The organism is Paraburkholderia tuberum STM678 (genome assembly GCF_902833905.1).
Classification (GTDB): domain Bacteria; phylum Pseudomonadota; class Gammaproteobacteria; order Burkholderiales; family Burkholderiaceae; genus Paraburkholderia; species Paraburkholderia tuberum.
Genome location: NZ_CADFGP010000003.1, coordinates 203,210 through 221,846 on the forward strand (window position 1 = coordinate 203,210; position 18,637 = coordinate 221,846).

The following is an 18,637-nucleotide window of genomic DNA, read 5'->3' on the forward strand; positions in this document are numbered from 1 at the left end:
CTGCCGCTTATAAAGCCGCGCGTAATGCCTCGTCGGCAACGGCAAGACGCAACGCGATGGTCTTCACGAGAAACCGATGCAACTGTTGCGCCGTCGCCGGATCCTGCTGTTCGAGTTCGAGCAGCCGGGAGATCGACAGGCGGTACACGCGCGTCGGTGCCTCGGCAATCACATCCGCGCTGCGCTGTTGCTGCGTGTACACCGCCATTTCCCCTACGACCGTGCCCGGGCCGAACGAGCGCAGACGCGCCGAGCGGCCATCGCCGAGCGGCAGCGAGACCGCGACACGTCCTTGCTCGACGAAATACAGCGCGTCGCCCGGCTCGCGATGACGAAACAGCGCCTGCCCCGAAAGCAGATCCTGCACCTCCAGACACGCGATCAAGCCGTTCAACGCGCCGGCCGTGAAATGCGGCTCGAGCATCGCCCGCAAATCGCCGCCATGCGCGATCGCGAGCGAGTTCGACGCGAGCAGTTTGTCTTCGATCCATTCGAGACCCGCATCGAGCGTATCGAATTCATGGATCTTCAGATTGAGCGTGCCGGTCTTCACGAGCAGATCGCGCGAGCGCGGCGGCAGCGCGGTCAACACGAGGTCCACGCTTCTTGCGGCGCAGAGCTGCCTGAGTTTGACGAAGCTGATCGATACGGATGCATCCATGCCATGTGTCGCCGCAAAGTCGAGCACGACGAAGCGGACCTGCGACGGATTCCCGGCGCCGAATCGCTCGCGAAGGCGCTGCAGAATCGAATTGGCCGTGCCGAAGAACAGAAACCCTTGCAGGCACATTCCGCATACCTGGGGGCCGATTGCGCGCAGAGCCTGGGTGTCTTCGATGCTGCGCTCAACATTCGAGGTCCGCGCGCGCAGGTCGAACTCCATGCGTATGCAGCCGACCCGACCGTAGAGCAGCGTGAACATCACACATGCTGCAACGACGCCCACCCCTACGCCGACGATCACGCCATACGCCGCGATAGTGCCGAGAATCACGGGCACGAGCAGATACTCATACCAGTTGAGCTTGGTCCAGGCGCCCGCGAGCCAATGCACGAGCAAGCGCAGCCCCATGAAGAGCTGAAGGCCGACCAGCACCGGCACCGGAAAGAGCGCCACGATGCCCGGTGAAGTGGCGAGCACGACCACGCACGCGAGCGAGGCGAACACGCCCGCCACCCGGCTCGTCGCGCCCACCCGCGCGTTGAGCATCGAGCGATTGAACGACTGGTAGCCGACCATGCCGCCCAGCAGTCCGCTCGCGAGATTGGCGAGGCCGGCGGCGCGCATCTCGCGATTGAGGTCGACGTCCTCCCCGGTGGCCGCGCCGATCGCCGTTGAATTCATCAGGATCGTCACGGCCGACACCGAGGTCACCACCAGACTCTCGGGAAGATGCGCGCCGACCGCCGACCAGTCGATGCCGCCCCGTCCGAGCCTCGCGGCCAGGTGCAACTCCGGCAGCCCGGATAGGTGCAGCTTGACGCGCGGCAGCAGCAGACCCATGCCGCGCGCGTCGTCGATCGAAACTCCGGCAACCTGCAGCAGAACGTAGAAAAGCACGACGCCGAAGGCCAGCGTGAGCGGCAGCGCGGCAATGTGCTGCCACGTGCGCATCAGTACCGTGGCCAGCACGCCGACGACCAGCGCCGGAACCCATGTGAGCCAGTGAAGGTGCCCGAGCAACCCGAGCGTGTGCCACTGCAGCGGCTGGCCCGTCAGCACGCGGAACGCCCCGGCGAGCAGCAGGTAGCCCGTGCCCGCGAGAAATCCGCCGAGCACCGGATAGGGCAGGAACTGCAAGGAGCGGCTGCGCTTCGACGAGCCGATCGCATAGAGCACGATGCCCGTCATGAGCGAACAGAGCGCGATGGCGATCAGCACAGTGAGGATCAGCGTCTGCGGTGAACCGCCGTCCGCGCGCACGCTGCTGGCCACCCCCGCCGCCACGCCGGCGAGAAAGGCGGCGGCGTTGCTGTCGGGGCCGCCAATGTTGACGCGCATCGAACTCGTCAAGGCGATCACGAGCGCCGTGACGACGCAGCTCACGAGCGCGGTGGGCACGCCCAGCATCGCGTAGCGGGCAAGATCGGCGCTAAAGATCATCGTGCCGAGGCTCATCGCATAGCACAGCATGACGAGCGTCGAAACGGCGCCCGCCGCCACGTCGCCTGGCAGACCCGCCAAACGCGAGCGCAGCGGGATCTCGGAGACGGAAACGGTCTTGCCCGGCTTCACGTGGATTCCCGGTCGAATGCAAGGGCGCCGTGAGGCGCGCCAGCCAGTATCCTGCGCGGCTCGAACGGCTGTCAAACGCGATGCAGCGTGCTTATCGGACACCTACACTGGTTATTCATCGGCCCCGTACCTGGCGAGCTCCACGCAAAGGCCGTGCAGTTCCGGAGCCGTTCACACCGGCGGTCGGCAGGCGCGCTATTCGTCTGAGCTTTTGCCCGCGGGGCCACGCATCGGAGGCGGGGCGACGAACATGGATATCGAGAAATGGCTGCGGGACCTCGGGCTCGAGCAGTACGCCCAGGCGTTCGCGGCAAACGACATCGACATGTCGCTGCTCGGGCAACTGACCGACGTGGACCTGAAAGAGCTGGGGGTACAGTCGCTCGGCCACCGTAAGCGCATTCTGGCCGCGGCGGCAGGCGCCCTAACGGCGGCCGCGCCGCTACCGTCCCAGACCTCCGCCGACAACGAGGTGCCCGCGGACGAGCGCAGGCAGGTCACGATTCTGTTCGCCGATCTCTGCGGCTACACGATGCTGTCGCGCTCGCTCGATCCCGAAGACTTGCGCGCGCTGATCGGACGCTACACGGCGCTGGTCGACGGGATCGTGCTCGCCTATGGCGGCACGATCGACAAGCACATCGGCGACGCGGTGATGGCGCTGTTCGGCGCGCCCCGCTCGCACGAGACGGACACGCTGCGCGCCGCCCGTGCCGCTCTCGACATTCACGACGGCCTGGCGCGGCTGGCCGCGCAGACCGGGCGGCCGTTGCAGGCGCATATCGGCATTGCGAGTGGCGAGGTCATCGCGGGCGCGCTGGGCCGCGCCGACGCGCAGGACTACACCGTGCATGGCGATCCGGTGAACCTGGCCGCTCGGCTCGTGGCAGCCGCGGCCGCCGGCGAAACCTGGATATCCGACGACGCGGCGCGCACGCTCGGCGACGCCGCCAGTTGCGAAGCAATCGGCGAGCGGCGCTTCAAGGGCATCGACACGCCGGTGCGGGCATGGCGGCTCCTCGCGCTAGGCAGCGACCCCGTCAGGACGAGCCGCAGCCGCTTCGTCGGACGCGAAGCCGAGCTCGAACAGTTTCACGGCATCCTTCATGCGTGCATGGCAAGGCGAGCAGGGCATGTCGTTCATGTGCGGGGCGAAGCCGGGATCGGCAAGACGCGGCTCGTCGACGAGATGCGCCGCCATGCGCAGGCACAGGGCTTCACGCTCCATCGGAGCCTCGTGCTCGATTTCGGCGTCGGCAAGGGCCAGGATCCGGTGCGGACCATCATTGGAAGCCTGCTCGGCTTACCGGCCGGTGCATCGAGTGAAGCGCGGCAGGCCGCCGCCGCGCAGGTCGCGACCCAAGGTATCGTCAAGGCCGAGCAGATCGTGTTTCTGCACGACTTCCTCGATCTTCCGCAGGCCGCCGAATGGCAAACCATCTACGAGGCCATGGACCACGGCGCGCGCAAGCGCGGCAAGCAGGCGCTCGCCGTGAGGCTGACCGAGGACGCTTGCGCCCATGCGGCGACGCTCATCGTCGTCGAAGACCTCCATTGGGCCGATGCCGAAGTCATCGGCTACCTGTCGGCGTTCGCGTCAGGCATTGCCAACGGCACGGGCCTGCTGGTCACGACTTCGCGCGTGGAAGGCGATCCGATCGATGCAGGCTGGCGCGCACGTTGCCGCGACACCCCGTTCGCCACGATCGATCTCGGACCGCTTCGCAAGGACGAGGCCCTGAGCCTGGCGGGCAATTTCATCGATGCGACCCAGCGCGTCGCGGTGGCCTGCATCGAGCGCGCGGGCGGCAATCCGTTGTTTCTCGAACAACTGCTGCGCAACGCTGAAGAAGGCAGCGGCGGCAACGTGCCCGCGTCGATCCGCAGTCTCGTGCTCGCGCGGATGGACCGGCTCGCGCCCCGTGACCGCCTGGCGTTCCAGGCGGCCGCCGTGATCGGCCAGCGTTTCGATCTCGCACTGCTGCGAGAGCTGGTGGACGATCCTGGCTACGTCTGCGACGGCCTGCTCGTCAATGCACTCGTGCTGCCGGAAGGCGACGACTTCCTGTTCGCCCACGCGTTGATCCAGGAGAGCGCTTACTCGACGTTGTTGCGCGCGCGCCGCCGTGAACTTCATCTGCGCGCGGCCGAATGGTTCGCACAAAGCGATGTCACGCTGCACGCCCAGCATCTCGACCGCGCCGAAGACGAGCACGCGCCGCACGCCTACCTGGGCGCGGCGGCCGCACAGCGTGCCGCCCATCGTTTCGAAGCGGCGCTGCGGCTGGCCGAGCGCGGCATCGAAATCGCGCAGTCGGAGGCAGACCGCCATGCACTGAGCTGCTGCAAGGGCGAACTTCAGCGCGACCTGGGCGACATCGCAGGATCGATCGTGACGTACCGCACCGCACTCGCCGCCGCCACCGACGACGCCGCCCGATGCGACTGTCAGCTCGGGCTCGCGGAAGGTCTGCGTGTCAGCGAGGGTCTCGACGAAGCACTCGGCTTACTCGCGCAAGCGCAAAAGATCGCGGAGCGAGACAACCGGCTGGCGGAGCTTGCAAGCCTCCACTATCTGCGCGGCAACATTCTCTTTCCGCTCGGCAAGATCGACGCCTGCAGCGCCGAGCATGAGCGCGGTCTTGGCTACGCGCGGCGCCTCGGTCTGCCCGAGGCAGAGGCTCGCGCGCTCGGCGGCCTGGCGGATGCGGCATATGCGCAGGGGCGCATGCGGACCGCGTTCCATCATTTCAGCGAATGCGTCGCGATGAGCCGCGAACACGGGTTCGGCCGCATCGAGGTTGCCAATCTGTCGATGCAGGGCTTCAGCCGCATTTACCTGAACGACGCAAGTCAGGCTCGCGAGGACGCAAGCGCCGCCGCCCGCGCCGCCGAGTTGATCGGGCAGCCTCGCGCGCAATTGCTGGGGGAGACGCTGGGGGTGTTCGCCTGCCAGGAACTGGGCGATGCGCAGGCGGCCAGCAAGCATCTGGTGCAGGAAATGCGTGTGATCCGGCAATTGGGCGCGCGCCGCTTCGAAGCGCAGAATCTGGAGATGCAGGGTCGCCTGTTACTGGACGAAGGATGCCGTAGTGAAGCAGTGGTTGCGCTGCGCGAAGCACTCGCCATCTCACGCGAGGTAGGGACTCAGTTTTCCGGGCCAAAGGCCTTGAGCGCACTGAGCCGCGCGGTTGACGATAACGGCGAGCGTACGCGGCTACTGGCTGAAGGCGAGGCGCTGTTGCGCCTCGGCGCGGTCGGCCACAATCACCTGTGGTTTTACCGCGACGCCGTCGAAGCGATGCTGGGGGCGAGCGATCCTGCTGGCATGCTGCACTACGTGGACGCACTCGAGGCCTATACGCAGCGCGAACCGTTGCCGTGGTCCGAGCTTTTCGCGGCGCGTGGCCGTGCGCTTGCACTCGCGCTTCAGGCGCCGCTCAGCGAAGCCACGCGACATGAACTGCTGCGGCTGCGAGAGGCGCTGCAGCAGGCCGGCTTTCGCAATTACGTAAGCGCGGTCGAAGCGGCCCTTGCGGCTTGAGGCACGCGCGTAGCCGATCCTCAGCGTGGCGCGGAATCGTCGTCGGGCGGGTCCTTGTGGACGACCTCCATGTCGATGGTGCGGGCGTCGTCGCCATGCGCGACCGTCTGCCGGCGCAACGCGCGCATCTTCCACCACAGATACCCGACGACGATCGTGCCGACCGCGAACAGCACGGCGAACAGCACGATCGACAGCATCGCGGCCACCACGAACAAGATCGCGCTCAGGGCGACGGCCAGCAACCGGCCGAACCAGCCGGGGCCGCCGATCCGGATCCCTTTCTCATATGTCACCCGCCGCGGCGGCGGTCTGTCGTTTTGCATCGCTCGTCTCCCGGCCGCCGTCCGGCGGATGATGCGGGTAAATCCTCATGCGTGGTCATTATGCAGGATGCGAACCGCTAACGTCGTCGGCGCGGCTCAGCGTATAGTCGACTGACGTCGTTAAGAAGCCCGCGCGTTGGCTCGTTTAAGTTCGGTAGTAAGTTGCCGCTCCCAAGGCTGACAGGCGTGGTGTTTAGCGTGCAGGCCTTCTCTGTCTACCCGGTTGCACACTGCCAGGGCACGTTATGAAATCCGCCGGTTTTCAGTTACCTCGGTTGCCCGCGTGATCATGCGACGCCTGCATCTGCTCGAAATCGAAGACCAGCCGTGGTGCCCACGGGCGATCCGTGACGGCGGGACGGACTGGCTGCATTTCCTGGCCAATACCCTCGAGGGCTTCAACGTCATCGCGGGCAAGCTGCGCGAAGCGATGCGGCGGGTCGGCAACGACCGGATCGTCGATCTATGTTCGGGCGGCGGCGGCCCGTGGCTGACGCTTGCACCGTTGCTCGCGCAGTCCGGACGCGTCACGGTGCAACTGACCGACTTCTATCCCAATCGCGCCGCGTACGAGCGCGTATCCGCCGGGGCAGCCGGCCGCGTCACCTATGTGAGCGAACCGGTGGACGCGATGGACGTGCCATCGGGATTCGACGGTGTGCGCACGATGTTCAACGCTTTCCACCATTTTCGGCCGGACGATGCGCGGGCGATCCTCGCCGACGCGGTGACGAAGCGTCGCGCGATCATCATCGTCGAGGGTGCCGACCACCGGCTGCTCGGTGTCGTGTTCATCCTGGCGATGCCGCTGATGATGCTCGCGCTGACTCCGCTGATCCGGCCGTTTCGCTGGTCGCGACTAGCGCTCACCTATGTGCTGCCGGCTATCCCGCTGCTGTGTCTGTTCGACGGCATCGTGTCGATGATGCGCATCTACAACCCCGACGAATTGCGTGAGATGGTGGCGCGTATCCCGGACCAGCAGAGCTTCGAATGGGACATCGGCACACTGCCGGTGCAGGGCTCGCCGATCGGTCTGACTTACCTTGTGGGCGTTCCGCGGGGACGCGCCGGCTGAACGCAAGCGGGCGCCGTCGGCAGCGGCGGGCCGATCACTTGCCGGCCAGATGGTCAGGTGTCTGGCTGCTGCCCGTCGGCAGCTCGCCCATCGCCTGAAACAGCGTCGCCGTATCGGCCAGGCGCCGGCCGATCAGGCGGATTTCTTCGAGCCTCGCTGCTTCGTACTGCTGCTCGCCGCCGCGGGCGGATGCAGCGGGCAGCGCGCCGAGCCGGTGACGTGACGTGGCATCGTCGAACGACTCGCGTGCCTCACGGGCAGCGCTGCTCGCGGCGTCGAGCGCCTGCGCGTCGTGTTCGAGCGACGCAAGCGTGTCCGCGACGTTTTCGAACGCCGCCAGCACGGTCTGCTTGTACTCGAACACGGCGGCCTCGTAGGTGTCGATTGCCGCGCGCCGCTGTGCGACGAGCGCGCCGCCATGAAAAAGCGCCTGCGACATCGTCGCGGCGATGCTCCAGATCGCGCCTGCGCCCGACAGCGCGAGCGGCCAGTTGAAGCCGCCTTGTCCCATCGAGGCGTTCAGCGTCAGGCTCGGAAACAGCTGTGCCGTCGCGACGCCGACGTCGTCTGCGGCGGCCTTCAGCGCCGCCTCGGCGGCCGCGATATCGGGCCGCGCGCGCAACAGGTCCGATGGCAGCACGACGGGCAGGTCCTGCGGCAAGTGCAGGTTTGCCAGCTCTGGCTCGGGCGGCGCCGCGTCGGGCGTGCGGCCGAGCAGCACCGCAAGCGCATGTCTCGTCACCGTCAGCCGTTGCCGCAGATCGGCCACGCTGACCTCGAGCGCGGCGATGCTTTGCCGCGCAGTCGACACGTCGCCGCGCGTCAGCGATCCGAGTTCGTAATGCCGTTCGGTATCGTGAGCCTGATCGCCCGCAAGCGCGATCAATCGCTCGGTCGCGTCGATCTCGGCGCGCAACATCGCCGCCCCGATCGTCGCCGTGACGATGTTGGTGGCCAGTGCGCGGCGCGCGGCTTCGCGTTGATACGCGTCGATCTCGACACGCGCTGATCGGGCCGCGTTGGCTTTACGCACCGCGCCGAACAGGTCGAACGTATATTGCGCCTGGACTACGCCGATGAACTCGTTGTAAAGCAGCGTATTCGGGCCGCCGGGGACCGGAATGCCGAGATCGCGCCCGCGCGAGGCCTGCCCCACCAGATCGACCGACGGCAGCAGCGAGGCGCCGATCTGCGCCCGCAGTTGTTCGTGCGCGGCGGCCAGGTGCTTGTCGGCGGCAGCGAGCGTCGGGCTGTTGCGCAAACCTTCTTCGACGAGGTCATTCAACGCTGTCGATTCGAACAGCCGCCACCATTGCGGCACAGGCTGCGCGCCGGTGGTGAAGTGCTGCGCGACACCGAGCGCGGCGACCGTTTGCGCGGGCTGAGGCTCGACGCCGTAATGGGCGGGAGAGGGCATCGCGGGCGGCTCGCCGCCCGGACCGAACGAGCATGCGCCAAGCGCGATCGTCGCGGCCGCGCCGAACGCCGCGCGCCAACCATGGATCGCCGCTGCCCGCGTTCGACCCGGCGCGCCGGCGAAATGCGGCGCGCTCGCGAGCGCCGGCCCGTCGACGGGGTTGCAGTCTGTGCCCACGATCAGCTCCACGTAGATTCGATTGTCAGGGTCGCGGTTCGCACACCGCGTTCGAAGTGCCGCACCTTGAACGCGGTCGCGTACAGCGCGGGAACGAAGAACAGCGTCAACACCGTGGCGCCCGTGATGCCGCCCATCAGTGCGGTCGCCATCGGTCCGAAGAAGGCCGAATGCAGCAGCGGGATCAGCGCGAGCACGGCCGCCGCGGCGGTCAGCATGATCGGGCGGAAGCGCCGGACCGTGGCACCGACGATCGCATCGAAGCGCCCCTGGCCCGCGGCGATATTGCGTTCGATCTGATCGACCAGAATCACCGAGTTGCGCATGATGATGCCGGACATCGCAATGACGCCGAGCATCGCCACGAAGCCGAACGGCTTGCCGAACAGCAGCAGTGCGGCGACCACGCCGATGAGCCCCAGCGGCGCGGTGAGCACGACCATCAGCACGCGCACGAAGCTGCGCAGTTGAATCATCAGCAGCGTCAGCACCACGACGAGCATCAGCGGAAGCTGCGCGATCACCGACGCCTGCGCCTTGCCGCTGATCTCGCCGGCGCCGCCGGTCTCGATCCGGTAGCCGATCGGCAGCGATGCGCGTAGCGGCGCGAGCGTCCGATCGATCGCCTGGGTCACGTCGATATCCAACGCGTTGCCGCGCACGTCGGCCTGGACCGTGATCGTCGGTTGACGGTCGCGGTCCCAGATCACCGCGTATTCGAGTTCGTTGTTGAGGTGGGCGAGCGCGCCGAGCGGCACCGGGCCGTTCGGCGTCGGCATCGCGAGGTTCACGATCTCGTCGGGGTCGACCCGCTCGCGCCGGGGCGCACGCAGATCGACACTGATCGAGCGGTCGCGGACCCGGTACTGCGTGAACGTATAGCCCGACAGCGTCATTGCGAGGAAGCTCGCCACGTCTTCCGAGGTGACGCCGAGCTCGCGCGCCTTCTGCTGGTCGATCTCGAAGCGCACCGAGCGTTCGCCGGGTTCGTCCCAGTCGAAATGGACGCCCGTTGTGCGGGCATCGGCTTTCATCGTCGCCGCGACCTTTTCCGCGATCTCCCGCACGGTGGCGAGGTCGCTTCCGCTGACGCGAAACTGCACTGGATAGCCGACCGAGGGGCCCGTCTGGAGCGGCGAAACGCGCGCGCGCACGGCGGGAAAGCTGTTTTGCAGCGTGCTCGCGAGCCAGCGTTCGAGCTTTGCGCGGTCGTCGACGGACTTCGCGGTGATCACGAGCTGCGCGAAGTTGGGCTGGGGCAACTGCACGTCGAGCGGCAGGTAGAAGCGGGGGGCGCCCGCGCCGACGAAGTCGACCAGATGATCGATCTCGGGCCGGCCGGCCAGCGTCTTTTCGAGGCGCGCGGCTTCGCGCAGCGTCGCTTCGAACGACGCGCCTTCGGGCAGCCGCATGTCGACGAGCAGTTCGGGCCGTTCGGAGCTCGGGAAGAACTGTTGCGGCACGAACGCGAAGCCGGCCAACGCGGCAACGAACAAGGCGGCCGTGACGCCGAGCACGACGAGGCGCCGCTTCACGCACCACGCGATGCAGTCGCGCAGGCGGTCATGAAAGCGGCTGGCGCGCGGCGCCGCCACCGGGCTCCGGCGCGTCTGCGCGTCGGCGCGCCGGCGGAGCTTGCGAAGCGCGCGCCGAGGCGTCTCGCGTGCGGTGTCCTTGCGTTCGGGTAGCAGGTGATAGCCGAGCAACGGAATCAGCATGACCGCCGCGAACCACGAAGCGATCAGCGCAATCGCGGACACCTGAAAGATCGAGCGCGTGTATTCGCCGGTGGCCGATTTCGCCAGCGCGATCGGCAGGAATCCCGCCACCGTGACGAGGGTTCCCGTCAGCATCGGAAATGCGGTACTGCTGTAGGCGAACGCCGCGGCCCTCGCGCGGCCCCAGCCCTGCTCGAGCTTCACGGCCATCATCTCGACCGCGATGATCGCATCGTCGACGAGCAGGCCCAGCGCGAGGACCAGCGTGCCGAGCGAGATCTTGTGCAGGCCGATGTCGAAGCCGTTCATGCATAGCGCGGTGACCGCGAGCACGACGGGGATCGAGATCGCCACCACCACGCCGGCGCGCCAGCCCAGTGAGATGAGGCTCACGGCCAGCACGATCACGATCGCTTCGGCGGCGGCCCGCAGAAAACCGTTGACCGAATGCGAGACCGCGTGCGGCATGCTCGACACCTCGACGAGTTCGAGCCCCGCGGGCAGACGCGCACGCAATTCCGCTGTCTGCGCATCGAGCCGCTTGCCGAGCTGAATCACATCGCCGCCAGTCTGCATCGTGATGCCGATGGCGAGCACCGCGCGGCCGCCGGTGCGAACCTGCGAGACCGGCGGATCGTCGTAGCCGCGCCTGATCGAGGCAATGTCACCGAGACGAACCAGGCGGTGATTGATGTCGATCAGCGTGTCGCCCATCGCCTTCAGGTCGGTGAACTGGCCGCTCGGACGCACGTACACGCGGTCGAACGCGGTGGTCAGCGTGCCGCTCGGCGTGACCGCGTTTTGCGCGTTGATCGCCCGCGCGAGCTGTTGCGGCGTGATACTGAGCCGGGTCAATTGCGCGTTGGGAATCTCGATCGTGATGTGCTCGTCGGGGTCGCCGAAATAATCGACTTTCGCGACCCCGGGCACGCGCAGCAGCACGCCGCGCAGTTCGTCGGCATAGTCGTGCAATTGCGCCGGCGAGAACCCGTCGCCGGCGAGCGTATAGATGTTCGTGTAGACGTCGCCGAACTCGTCGTCGAAGTACGGCCCCCGCACGCCGGGCGGAAGCGTATCCGCGATGTCGGCCATTTTCTTGCGTACCTGGTACCACGTCTCGCGCACTTCGTTCACCGGCGCGGAGTCTTTCATCGTAAAGACGATCAGCGATTCGCCGGGACGCGAGTAGCTGCGCAGATAGTCGAGATGAGGCGTTTCCTGGAGCTTGCGGCCGATCCGGTCGGTCACCTGTTCCTCGACCTGGCGTGCGGTCGCGCCGGGCCAGAAGGTCCGGATCACCATCGCGCGGAACGTGAACGGCGGATCCTCGGATTGTCCGAGCCGGGCATAGGCGAGCCCGCCGAACAGCGTTGCGAGCACGACGGCGAAGATGACCAGCGCCTGGTTACGGATCGCCCACGCGGACAGATTGAAGCGGCCGCTATCGTCCGCTGCCGGCCGCCTCGGTCCGCCCGCTCCACCGGGTCCACCGGGTCCACCGGGTCCACCCGCGCCGTCGGGCCCCTGGCCGAACGGCGCTCTCATGACGCGAAGTCCTCGGGATGCAACGGCGCTATCGCCCGCACGGTTTCGCCGGCGCTGACGGTATGCACCCCTTGCAGCACGACGCGCTCGCCGTCGTTGAGGCCTCGCGCGACCGAGATCGTGCGGTCGTCGTAGCGGCCAACCTGGACCCGGCGCAGTTCCAGCGCCTGGTCGCCCGGCCGAACGACCCAGACGGCCGGCGCGTTGCCGTCGTGAAAGAGCGCGCTGGCGGGCAGCGTGATCGGGTCGTCCGCTTGCGCCTCGCCGGCCGCGGCGAACGTGACGGTGGCCGTCATGCCGAGGCGGACCTCGGGGCCTGGCGCATCGAGCGTCAGTTTCGCGCGATAGGTGCGGCTGCCGGGGTCCGCGGCCGGCGACAGCTCCCGCACGTGTGCCGTGAAGCGTCTGCCCGTGGCGGCCGGCAGCGAGACGCTGGCCGAGCTGCCGATCGCCAGCGCGTTCAGCAGACTCTCGGGCACGTCGCAGAGAATATCGACCTCGCCGGACCAGGCGAGATGGTAGACCGCTTGTCCCGCCGCGACGTTCTGCCCGGTATCGGCGTCTTCGGCGGTGATGACGCCGGCATGGTCCGCCGTGAGGACCGTGTACTGCGTCTGATTCTGCAGCAGCGCGAACTGTTGTAGCGCCTGATCGCGCTGCGCGGCGGCCGCCACATACGCATCCTGGGTCTGCTCGAGCTGCGCTGTCGAGATCAGCTGTTCCTGCGCCTGCGCCCGGTCGCGATCGAGTTGCTGCTCGGCGAAGGTGAGCCGATGCTGCGCCGCCATCAATTGGGCCTGCGCGCTCGCGAGGCTGCGTTGCGCGTCGTCGGCATCGAGCCGCGCGATCGCCTGGCCGGCCGTGACCGTATCGCCGAGCCGCACCTTCCGCTCGATCAGCTTGCCCGCGATGCGAAACGACAGCGGCGTCGCATAGCGTGCGTTGACTTCGCCTGGCAGCGTCGCGAGCACGGGCTTGCTGTCCCGATGCACGACCACGGCGATGACCGGGCGCGGCAGTGTCACCTCGGCGTCTTTCGCGTGACAGGCGGCGAGCGTGAGCGCGCCCGACAGCGTCAGCATGATCTCGCGCCAGCGCATGCTCACGAGTGTTCCTCCAGCTCGCCGGCTTCGAACTGTGCCTTGGTTCGGCGGCGCTGTACCTTGCCGCTGGAGGTCCGCGGCAAGCTGCCCGCCTGCACGATCGCAACGTGACCGACCTGCAGGCCCGCGCATTCGGCGACCTTCTGCGCGATCGCACGCCGCAGCGCCGTGGCCTCCGCCGGCTTGCCCTCGGCACAGACGACCAGTGTCTCGTCGCCGTCGCGCATCACGCTGAACGCGATGACACCGCGGCTTTGCACGCTCGGCAACTCGGCCACCGCCCATTCGATGTCCTGCGGATAGAGGTTCGAGCCGTGAATGACGATCAGGTCCTTGCTGCGGCCGCAGATATAGAGCTGGTCGCCGGCGAGGTAGCCGAGATCGCCGGTCTGCAGCCAGCCGTCGCGGTACGCGTCGGCGCTCGCGTCGGCCTGGCCGTAATAGCCCACGGTGATGCTGGGCCCGCGCGTGACGATTTCGCCGACACAGCGTTCGGGCAACGCGCGCCCGGATTCGTCGACGATCCGCAACTCGTGGCCGGGAAAGCAATGGCCGCAGCCGACCAGTTCGATCGTGCGTAAGCCGTTATCACGCGCAGCCGGTATCGCTCGACCAAGCCCCAGCGCGGCCGCATAGACGACGTCGGTAACGAGCGGCTGGCCGTGGTCGTGAAAGGTGATCGCGAGGGTTGCTTCGGCCATCCCGTAGCACGGCAGCAGCGCTTCGGCACGAAAACCGGCCGGCTCGAAGCGCGCGCAGAACTGGCGCAGCGCTTGCGCGTTGATCGGCTCGGCACCGCAGCCGGCGACGCGCAGCCGCCGCAGATCGAGGCCTTCGAGGTCCTGGTCGCGGCTACGGCGAGCGGCGAGCGCGTACGCGAAGTTCGGCGCGAAGCTGATGGTGCCGCGGTATTTCGTGATCGCCTCCATCCAGAGGCCGGGCCGGCGCACGAACGCTTCGGTTGCCAGCAGCACGCACGGCAAGTCGCAGATCAGCGCGCCGAGCACGCTGATGAGCCCCATGTCGTGGTGCAGCGGCAGCCAACTGACATAGACGTCCTGCTCGCGCAGATCGATGCCGCGGGGTCCGAGGAACGCTGTCGCATTCGCGACCAGATTGCGATGCGTGACCATCACGCCTTTCGGCAGCGACGTGCTGCCCGACGTGTATTGCAGGAAGCACAGGTCATCGGGATGCAGCGTGGGCAAATCGCACGCGGGCGGCTCGCCGTCGAGCAGCGCTTCAATGGTCACGATACGTTCGAGACCGGTGTCGACGGCGAGCACGTCCTCGATGGTCTCCCTTGTCGAGTTCGACGTGAGCAGCATCCGGGCGCCTGCCGAGCGCACGATGTGACTGACGGTTTCGGCGTAACGTGTGCGGGTCCTGAAGTTCAGGCTTCCGCGCGGAAATATCGGTACCGGGACGAGACCGGCGAACGAGGCGCCGAGGAAGCTCAGGATGAACGCTTCCGGGTCGAGGACCACGAGCGCAATGCGGTCGCCCTTGTTCAGCCCCAGTGCCACGAGCTTTTTCGCGTGGTTGCGCGCCTCGCGTTCGAGCGCCTCGTAAGGATAGTAGTGCTCGTCGCCGTGCGTGGAGACGAAGCGAAGGCCTCGAGCGTCGCCGCGCGGCAGCGCTGCAACGGCATCGACTAGCGTCTGGTTCATGGTGACGGGTCCCGGTCAGGTAATCGAGATTCAATGATCGAGCGAAGCAGCGGGCGTCCAGTCGCGGATCGGCTGCAGACGGCGACGCAGCAGCGCGATCACCTCGTCGTCGCTGCGCACCGGCGCGCCCGGCAAGCGCACGAAATGCGCGGCGAGCTTGCGGTGCTGGCGCGTGACGAGCAGCAGCCAGATCTGCGCGATGTCGATGCGATCGAACACGACCGCGTCCTCGCGACCGTACTTCTCGAGGTTCGCCGCGAATTCCTTCGTGAGCTCGCTGAAGTGCGTGCCTTTGCGGACGTGGTGGTAGATGTGATAACCGGCGTTGAAGACGCGCGCATTGAAACGCGAGTCGATCGTATTGGTGCTGCTCGTGTACGGGTTGTCAGGCTGATCGGGGTCGATGAACGCGTGCTGGACCCAGTTGCCGATCATCATCATCAGCCGCACGAACACGAACGGAAACACGAACACGACGAGCGTCGCCCGCAGGTTCCAGTACGCGGCGGCGGCAACCGCCGCGTAGAACGCGACCTCACCCACGAGCAGTTGCCTGATCAGCTTCGTATTGCGCGAGCGCCACAGATAGACGGACAGATCGAGCGGCACCAGCGCGGCGAAGCGCAGGTAGTAGTGCAGAAAGCCGATGACGCTATCGCGCTGAAACCGCATCGTGGAGCTCAGGTCGCGTGGCAGGTTGTCGTCGATGTGATGCATGCCCATGTGATGGACATAGAACGTGCCCGGCGTCTGACCGAAGAACGGACACAGCACCCAGTCGAGCAGGATCTCGAGCGCCCGGTACTGCTTCCTGAAGAGCCGCCGATGCAGCGTGCAGTGGTAGCTCATCGTGAAACGGTCTCCGAACGCGTTCCAGACGAGCACGTATGCAACGCCCAGCCACCAGGGAAAGCGGCCGAGCCCAAACAGCACGGCTGCGGCGGGAATGAATATCAGCGCGCACTGGAGGTAGAGCCGCAGATGCGGCAGGTCGCGACGATCGTTGAGCAGGCGGTACATGGTGGCTTCCTTCAGGGGCGGTTTCAGTGGTCAACGGGCGGTCAATTCATGTCAGGTCGGCTCGGGCAGTTCGATCACGCCGCTATGGCCATCGACCTTGAGCTGCATGCCCGACTGCACGCGCGTGGTGAGGCCCGGAATCTGGACGACGGTCGGGATGCCGATTTCGCGGGCGACGATCGCGGCGTGGGTCAACGGACTGCCACGCTCGATCAGCAGCCCGGTCGCCGACGCGAATACGGGCACCCAGCCGGGGTCGGTCCGATAGGTGACGAGGATGCCGCCGTCGAACTCGTTCGCTTCGCGCACGACCTTCGCCCGTCCTTCGGCGAAGCCCGGCGAGCAGGGCGTGCCGCGCAGCGTCGCGCCGGCCGCGTGGGCAGGCGCCACGCGCAACGCGGCGAGGTTCGCCGGGTTGCTGAGCCAGGCCGCCACTGGGCCATGCGTGACGAAGCGTGGCGGCAGGTCAGCCATGTCGCGATAGCTGGCATCGTCGCGCTTGCGCTGCTCGATGAGCGGGCGCAGTTCGCGGTGGGAGACGGTGCCTTCGAAGCACCCGCGAATTTCCTCGAGGCGCAGATGGAAGATGTCGCGGCCCGTCGCCAGCACGCCGTCGGCGGCGAGACCCTCGCCGATTGCGCGGAACATCCGGCGCGCGACCCCGAACGCGCGCGAACGGCAAAAGCGCACGGTCTCGCGCGCCCGGATCGCGGCGCGCACGCGGCCGCGCGCGCGTGCAAAAATCCAGCGCTGCAGCGGATTGAGCCGCTCACGCAACATCGCGTCGATGCGCGCTTCGGTGGCGCTGCGATCGATCGACGCGGCACCATGCGCGAGCGTGGCCTTCAACATATCGAACAGCACGCCCGGGTCTTCGCGCAGATCGGGCTCTTCGAGCTTCAGTTCGTTGTTGCTGCGGTACGCGAAGTCGGCGAGGTAGCGCTCGATGTCGGCGACGATCTCGGGCGCGCCGCATCCGCGCAGCGCCGCATACGCAACGGCAGACGGCGTGCTGCGGATCAGCGCTTCGACCTGAGGCTTCGCCCGCACGGCTTGCGCAATCGCGCTCAGCCTGCGGACCGGCTCGATCGACTCGAGGTCGTCCATGCCGCCGATCACCGCCACTTCGAGCCAGTCGGGCGCACCGGGCATCCACCGCTTGATCAGCCGCCGGACGACGCCGTAACTGAGCCCGATCGCCGACTCGAGCACGATCATCATGCCCCAGCGTGCTAGCAGCGCCTGCTCGAAGCGGCAGTAGTGCGCATAGACGGCGTCGGCGGGAAGCGAGCGATAGTCGAGCGCGTTGAACTCGTCGTAGACCGGATAGAAAAACGCGCGGAAGCGCTCGACGTTGCGCTCGAGACGCGCGAAGTGCCACGCGAACTTCGTGCCGCTCAAGGCCCGGATGCAGGCGAGTCCGGCGCGCGAGCCGGTCTTGTACGGCGCGATCAGCGCGGCGAAGCTCGCCAGATCGAGCGGCTCGTCGACGCCCATCTGGACTTCCATCATCTTGCGCCCAAGGTTTTGGAACGGCGCGAGCCCGGAAAGCTTGTACCAGTGCAGCAGGTTGTAGTACACGCGCCCGTTCAGGAACGCGAGCGTCGAGCCGAGGAAGCCATCCATCTCGCGCCGCTGCTTGTGCGGAATCGCGAGCAGCCGGCAGAACTCGCGGAACACCTGCGCATAGACGTGCTGCGCGAAGGTGAAGGTCAGTTGCGTCGTCACGCCGGGATAGTTCTCGACGATGTTGGAGTTGTCCCACAGCTGAAATTCGCCGGTCCGCGATGGGGCCGGTGCGATCGGCGTGGTCACGGGGCGCGCCTGCAGAATCCACAGCTGGTGCTCCGCGATACACCATTCGATATCGAGCGGCTCGCCGAGCTCGCTTTCGAGCGTGCGGGCCGCCGCCACGACGCGCTCGATCTCGTCGTTAGAGAGGGCCGCTGCGTCGCGCAGCGCGGCCGGCACCTCGCGGATGTGGCGGCCGTCATGACGCTCGCGTTTTTCACCGATCACCACCTGCCTGGGCTGTCCGGTGTGGCGATCCACGGTGATCGTGTCGGCGTCGACCGCGCCCGACACGAGTCCCTCGCCGAGCCCGTAGACGGCGCTCAGCACGAGCTCGTCGCGGCTGCCGTTGGCCGGGTTGATCGTGAACACGACGCCGCTCGTGTCCGCCTGAACGAGGCGCTGCAGGATCACGGCCATTCCGGCGCCGGCGATATCGAGTCCGTGCTGATGCCGGTAGCGCAGCGAGCGCTCGGAATACGCGGAAGCCCAGCACCGGCGTACGTGTTCGAGCGTCGAGTCGAGCCCGCGGACGTCGAGGAACGTGTCGAACTGGCCTGCGAACGAGAAGCTCGCGCTGTCTTCTTCGATGCCGGACGAGCGCACCGCGAGCGGTCCGTCTCCAATGATGTCGTGCGCGCGTTCGATGTCGGTGCGCAACGCGGCGCTGATGTCGCACGTCAGCACGGCCTCGCGGATCGCGCTCGCGATCGCGGCGGCGTTCGCAGGCGTGAAGTCGCGCAATAGCGCGGCGATGGTCTGATCGAGGCCGCCGTCGCGGCGGAACTCCGCGAAGCAGTCGGTGCCGAGAATCGCCCAGTGCGGCACCGCCACGCCGAGGTTCGCAAGCCGATGGAGCGATCGTCCCTTGTTGCCGGCGAGCCGCTCGATCATTTCGGCCGGACTCGCCGCGGTCAGGATCAGGCGTGGCGATGCTGTCGGGGCGGCGCAGCTGTCGGCCGATTCGAATTCGCCGCGTGCGCGCGTAATGGTGTCGAAAGTCATTGAGGTC

Annotated in this window: 10 protein-coding genes; 2 read left to right on the forward strand and 8 right to left on the reverse strand. The window is 67.2% G+C overall.

The genetic code is table 11. The annotated features are described in order from the left end of the window. Positions 1-7: 7 nt before the first annotated feature. Positions 8-2,236, reverse strand: a complete 2,229-nt coding sequence (locus HWY30_RS03770; RefSeq protein ID WP_090811560.1) for an SLC26A/SulP transporter family protein — start codon at positions 2,234-2,236, stop codon at positions 8-10. A 250-nt stretch (positions 2,237-2,486) separates the two neighbouring features. Here HWY30_RS03770 and HWY30_RS03775 point away from each other — a divergent pair, with 250 nt between their 5' ends. Next, complete coding sequence (locus tag HWY30_RS03775) at positions 2,487-5,780, forward strand: adenylate/guanylate cyclase domain-containing protein (RefSeq protein ID WP_090811558.1); 3,294 nt, start codon at positions 2,487-2,489, stop codon at positions 5,778-5,780. A gap of 20 nt (positions 5,781-5,800) precedes the next feature. Here the strand turns inward: HWY30_RS03775 and HWY30_RS03780 are convergent, their stop codons facing one another. Next, a complete protein-coding gene (locus HWY30_RS03780) occupies positions 5,801-6,106 on the reverse strand; it encodes a hypothetical protein (RefSeq protein ID WP_090811556.1) in 306 nt (101 codons plus the stop codon). A 289-nt stretch (positions 6,107-6,395) separates the two neighbouring features. Here HWY30_RS03780 and HWY30_RS03785 point away from each other — a divergent pair, with 289 nt between their 5' ends. Continuing rightward, positions 6,396-7,184 carry a class I SAM-dependent methyltransferase gene (locus tag HWY30_RS03785; RefSeq protein ID WP_244144771.1) on the forward strand — a complete coding sequence of 263 codons (789 nt, stop codon included), beginning with the start codon at positions 6,396-6,398 and terminating at the stop codon, positions 7,182-7,184. A 34-nt stretch (positions 7,185-7,218) separates the two neighbouring features. On the opposite strand, the gene HWY30_RS03790 is transcribed toward HWY30_RS03785, so the two are convergent. Genes HWY30_RS03790 through HWY30_RS03815 form a run of 6 tightly spaced genes read right to left on the reverse strand, consistent with a single transcriptional unit; the run spans position 7,219 to position 18,630 of the window. Then, entirely contained in the window at positions 7,219-8,790 is a 1,572-nt protein-coding gene (locus HWY30_RS03790; RefSeq protein ID WP_090811555.1) for an efflux transporter outer membrane subunit, read from the reverse strand. Then, entirely contained in the window at positions 8,781-12,041 is a 3,261-nt protein-coding gene (locus HWY30_RS03795) for an efflux RND transporter permease subunit (RefSeq protein ID WP_090811554.1), read from the reverse strand. The genes HWY30_RS03790 and HWY30_RS03795 overlap by 10 nt, the downstream gene beginning before the upstream one ends. Further along, positions 12,038-13,141 carry an efflux RND transporter periplasmic adaptor subunit gene (locus tag HWY30_RS03800; RefSeq protein ID WP_090811552.1) on the reverse strand — a complete coding sequence of 368 codons (1,104 nt, stop codon included), beginning with the start codon at positions 13,139-13,141 and terminating at the stop codon, positions 12,038-12,040. The genes HWY30_RS03795 and HWY30_RS03800 overlap by 4 nt, the downstream gene beginning before the upstream one ends. A gap of 2 nt (positions 13,142-13,143) precedes the next feature. Further along, on the reverse strand, positions 13,144-14,814 hold the full coding sequence (locus tag HWY30_RS03805; protein WP_090811550.1) for a fatty acyl-AMP ligase: 1,671 nt from the start codon (positions 14,812-14,814) through the stop codon (positions 13,144-13,146). A 30-nt stretch (positions 14,815-14,844) separates the two neighbouring features. After that, the gene (locus HWY30_RS03810; RefSeq protein ID WP_090811549.1) at positions 14,845-15,834 is read right to left on the reverse strand and encodes a fatty acid desaturase; all 990 of its coding nucleotides are present in this window, start codon (positions 15,832-15,834) and stop codon (positions 14,845-14,847) included. A gap of 51 nt (positions 15,835-15,885) precedes the next feature. Continuing rightward, positions 15,886-18,630 (reverse strand): phosphoenolpyruvate synthase, encoded by a 2,745-nt coding sequence (locus tag HWY30_RS03815; RefSeq protein ID WP_090811547.1) that lies wholly within the window; start codon positions 18,628-18,630, stop codon positions 15,886-15,888. Positions 18,631-18,637: the final 7 nt, after the last annotated feature.

What these genes read in the sequence shown, in the direction of transcription:
- HWY30_RS03775 (WP_090811558.1), top strand. Translation starts at nt 2,487, where the DNA reads ATGGATATCGAGAAATGGCTGCGGGACCTCGGGCTCGAGCAGTACGCC.
- HWY30_RS03780 (WP_090811556.1), bottom strand. Translation starts at nt 6,106, where the DNA reads ATGCAAAACGACAGACCGCCGCCGCGGCGGGTGACATATGAGAAAGGG.
- HWY30_RS03785 (WP_244144771.1), top strand. Translation starts at nt 6,396, where the DNA reads ATGCGACGCCTGCATCTGCTCGAAATCGAAGACCAGCCGTGGTGCCCA.
- HWY30_RS03795 (WP_090811554.1), bottom strand. Translation starts at nt 12,041, where the DNA reads ATGAGAGCGCCGTTCGGCCAGGGGCCCGACGGCGCGGGTGGACCCGGT.
- HWY30_RS03800 (WP_090811552.1), bottom strand. Translation starts at nt 13,141, where the DNA reads ATGCGCTGGCGCGAGATCATGCTGACGCTGTCGGGCGCGCTCACGCTC.
- HWY30_RS03805 (WP_090811550.1), bottom strand. Translation starts at nt 14,814, where the DNA reads ATGAACCAGACGCTAGTCGATGCCGTTGCAGCGCTGCCGCGCGGCGAC.
- HWY30_RS03810 (WP_090811549.1), bottom strand. Translation starts at nt 15,834, where the DNA reads ATGTACCGCCTGCTCAACGATCGTCGCGACCTGCCGCATCTGCGGCTC.
- HWY30_RS03815 (WP_090811547.1), bottom strand. Translation starts at nt 18,630, where the DNA reads ATGACTTTCGACACCATTACGCGCGCACGCGGCGAATTCGAATCGGCC.